Source organism: Pseudomonadota bacterium, from assembly GCA_039815145.1.
Lineage (GTDB): Bacteria > Pseudomonadota > Gammaproteobacteria > Steroidobacterales > JBCBZW01 > JBCBZW01.
On the sequence record JBCBZW010000241.1, the window covers coordinates 1 to 4047 of the forward strand.

Consider the following 4047-nt stretch of genomic DNA (forward strand, 5'->3'; position numbering starts at 1 on the left):
CCGTCTTGGTTCGTGAGCGTCACCAGCATCCAGCAGAAGTTGATCGACGCCAACGAGCAGATCCGTTGGGTGCCGGATCACATCAAGCACGGTCGCTTCGGCAAGTGGCTGGAGGGCGCGATCGACTGGGCGATCTCGCGCAACCGCGTGTGGGGCACGCCCCTGCCGATCTGGATCAATGACGAGACGGGCAGCATGAAGTGCTTCGGCTCCATCGCGGAGCTGGCGGAAGCCACGGGCGTCACGGTCACAGACCTGCATCGCGAACACGTCGACCCGTTGACCTTCACGGTCGACGGCGAGGCGGGCACCTACAAGCGCATCTCGGAAGTCCTCGACTGCTGGTTCGAGTCGGGGTCGATGCCCTACGCGCAGCTGCACTACCCCTTCGAGAACGAGGAGCTCTTCAAGGAGGGCTTCCCGGCGGAGTTCATCGCCGAGGGCCTGGACCAGACCCGTGGCTGGTTCTACACGCTCACGGTGCTGGCGGCGGCGATCTTCGATCAGCCGGCGTTCCAGAACGTGATCGTCAACGGCATGGTGATGGCGCAGGACGGCAAGAAAATGTCGAAGCGCCTGCGCAACTACACCCCGCCGGACGACCTGATGGAGAAGTACGGTGCGGACGCCTTGCGCCTGTACCTGATCAACTCGGGCCTGGTGCGCGGCGAGGAGCAGCGCTTTGCGGACAGCGGCGTGCGCGACATGACCCGTCGCGCGCTCCTGCCCTGGTACAACGCCTTCTCCTTCCTGAAGACCTACGCGGAGATCGACGGCTGGTCGCCGAGCGCCGAAGTCGCGCCGAGCGACAACGTCCTCGACGCCTGGCTCATCTCCCGCCTGCAGACCCTGAAGGCCCGCATTGCCGAGGAGATGGAGGCCTATCGCCTCTACAACGTGGTGCCCCAGCTCTTCAACTTCATCGAAGACCTGACCAACTGGTACATCCGCCTCAACCGCTCCCGCTACTGGGGCGAGGAGAACACGGCGGACAAGCAGGCGGCCTACGCGACGCTGTACACGGCGCTGATGGAGCTTTCCAAGGTGATGGCGCCGTTCACGCCCTTCCTCTCCGAGTACCTGTACAGCCAGCTGGCCACCCTCGCCGGGGCGGGTACGGCGACGGACCCCGAGTCCGTGCACCTGAGCGATTACCCGAAGGCGGACGCGTCTCTCATCCGCGAGGATCTGGAGACGGCGGTCGATCGCATGCAGCAGGTGATCCTCTTAGGTCGCCAGAAGCGCGAGGAGATGAAGATCGGTCTGCGCACGCCGCTCGCCAGCCTCACCGTGGTCACCCGCGACACGCACCTCCTGGACGACATGCGCGCCCTCGAGTCCTACCTGCGCGACGAGCTGAACGTGCGTGAGGTGCGCTACGACAGCGACGAGTCGGCGTACATCGAACGGGTGGCGAAGCCGAACTTCAAGCTTCTGGGCAAGCGCCTCGGCAAGCGCATGAAGGCCTTCCAGCAGGCGATCCGTAACCTCACGGACGAACAGATCAACGAGCTACAGGGCGCCGGCCAGATCACGCTGGAGGACGAGGTCTTCACTTCGCAGGAGATCGAAGTGCTGCAGCAGGCGAAGCCGGGCACCAACACCGTGTCCAACGCGCGCATCGCCGTCGACCTCGACTGCAACCTCACGCCGGAGCTGATCCGCGGCGGCTACGCCCGCGAGATCGTCAACCGCATCCAGCGCTCGCGCAAAGAGATGGGGCTGGAGGTGAGCGATCGCATCGAGGTGGTGTACGCGGCCGAGGGCGATCTGGCGACGGCGGCGACGGAGCACGCGGACTACATTGCAGGCGAAGTGCTGGCGACGTCGTTCACGGCGGGTGAGACGGATCAGCTGAGCGCCCAGATCGACGGCATGGACCTGCGCTTCTCGATCACGCGCGTGGGTTGAGCGGTCCGGCCCACCGCCGTTGGCCGAGGTCAACGTGAGGGTGAGGCTTGGACCACTATTGGAACATCATCGTCCAGAGCTACACCGGTTACGCGGGCTACCTCTGGCACGAAATCACGCACCCGAGCTGGCACAACTACGTCTACTGGCTCCTCGGCCTGCTGGCGATGTTTTTCGCGGCCGAGTGGGCGAGGCCCTGGCGTGAGCGACAGAAGCGCTTGCGACGAGACTTCTTCCTCGACCTCTTCTACGTCTTCTTCAACGCCTTCCTGTTCTCGCTGATCATCCACAACGCGGCATCAAACGTGGTCGTGGACGCGGTCAACGAAGGGATATGGGCGTTATTCGGCGTAGACCTGCAGCGTGTGAATCCGCTAGCGCAGGCGCCGCTGTGGTGCGTGCTGCTGTTGGGGTTCGTGGTGCGCGACTTCGTGCAATGGTGGATTCACCGGCTGCTGCACGCCTCCCCCTTCCTGTGGCAATTCCACAAGGTGCACCACTCGGTGCAGGAGATGGGCTTCGCCGCCTACATGCGCTACCACTGGATGGAGAACATCGTCTACCGCAGCCTCGAGTACATGCCCCTGGCGCTACTGGGGATCGGCCTCTACGACTTCTTCATCATCCACATCTTCACCCTCGCGGTGGGGTACTACAACCACTCGAATCTCTCGATTCCATCGCGCTACACGGGGGCGGCACTGGGCCTATTGCTCGGATTGGGTGCGGCGACCGCCCTGGATCTTCCGGGTGCGGCCGGCATCGTGCTCGCCATGCTGGGCGGAGGTCTCTCGGGGTGGTTCGTGCTGTCGCGGGGAATGAAGCTCGTGTTCAACCATCCACAGATGCACATCTGGCATCACGCCCTCAACCTGCCCGAAGGACGGCAGCTAGGGGTGCACTTCGGGCTCACGCTGGCGATCTGGGACCACCTTTTCAAGACGGCCTACGTGCCGCACGACGGACGGGACATCCCCTTGGGCTTCCCCGGGGTGGAAACCTTCCCGCAGTCGTTTCTCGAGCAGGCTCGCTACGGCCTGGGGTGGAGGAAGCACCCGCCCGCCAAGGGAGCGCCTACCAGTCCGCCGTCGCCCGCTCGTAGGCCAGTCGTTCCTGGCGCCGATCGAGCTCGATAAGTAGCTCGGTGCGCTCGCTGTCGAGCCTGCCCTGCTCCTCGGCCAGCGCCTTCACCTGCGCGAGCAACTCGGCGCGACGGTCCACGGTGACACCGTCCCGGACCAACTCCGCCTCGGCGGCCTGCAACTCCTCCGCCAGTGCGGCCAGGCGCGCTTCGCGGCGTTGCAGCTGTTGCTCCGTGTCGCGCACGGCGGCAGCCACCTCCCAGATCTGTCGGCCGGCGTTCCAGGCGGCGAGGAAGTCCGCCTCCAGATCCCCTGGGCAGACGCCGCGGTAGGTCGCGCCGGACTGCCCTTGATCGAAGCCGTTGGCCGGTCGACAGAACTGGCGCAGGCCTTCGTCGCGACCGTTCTGGTAAGCGACGAGATCCGGGGCCACGCCGTGTCGCGCGCACACCTCGCGATGCTTACCGATGCGCGAGGCATCCGCACCGCGCGCGCCGTCTTCGAAGCCGATCGTGCGCCAGTCGGCGAGCTGACACTCGGCCTCGTTCATATGCGCGCAGCCGGCGAGTTGCCCGGCCAATAGGGCCAGCGCACCGGCGCGCAGGATTCTCGAGAGGGGGACCGTACGGAGCATGGCGACAACTGAGCGGGGGGATTCGGGCGGTGGCTTAGGCCACTGAACACCCTACCGATTCGCCCGATTCGCCTGCGTGCACCAACCCACGTTTTGCACACTCTTGGGGCCCACCACACGTCCGCCGCACCACCACCCGCAAAGCCCGCAGCCACCAACCCCCCACGCCCCGAGTGCGACTTGCGCACGCCTGAAATCATCTTAGTAGGTAGACCCTGAACGACTCCATCTCAACAAATGTAGACATTCGTAAACAATTGAGGTAATCTGTAGTCATTCGTGGAAGCGCGGCCTGGCCGCAACCGAGGCACTGACACCGTGGCAGGCAAAACCATCCCGATCAGCGCGCGGCTAACGCCGGACGACGCCGAATTCATCGCAAGGCTCGAGGTGGAGGGTGCGACCACCCCCAGCGAGAAG

Annotated in this window: 3 protein-coding genes; 2 read left to right on the forward strand and 1 reads right to left on the reverse strand. The window is 64.9% G+C overall.

The genetic code is table 11. The features are described 5' to 3' along the window. Together AAF184_25080 and AAF184_25085 are read left to right on the forward strand one after the other, a co-directional pair. On the forward strand, nucleotides 1-1911 hold a 1911-nt coding region (locus AAF184_25080; protein MEO0425632.1), incomplete at its 5' end, for a class I tRNA ligase family protein. Between the two features lie 47 nt (nucleotides 1912-1958). Next, nucleotides 1959-3047, forward strand: a complete 1089-nt coding sequence (locus AAF184_25085) for a sterol desaturase family protein (GenBank protein MEO0425633.1) — start codon at nucleotides 1959-1961, stop codon at nucleotides 3045-3047. On the opposite strand, the gene AAF184_25090 is transcribed toward AAF184_25085, so the two are convergent. After that, nucleotides 2986-3627: a DUF2799 domain-containing protein gene (locus tag AAF184_25090; GenBank protein ID MEO0425634.1), complete on the reverse strand. Its 642-nt coding sequence runs from the start codon at nucleotides 3625-3627 to the stop codon at nucleotides 2986-2988. The two genes, AAF184_25085 and AAF184_25090, sit on opposite strands and share 62 nt — an antisense overlap. Nucleotides 3628-4047: the final 420 nt, after the last annotated feature.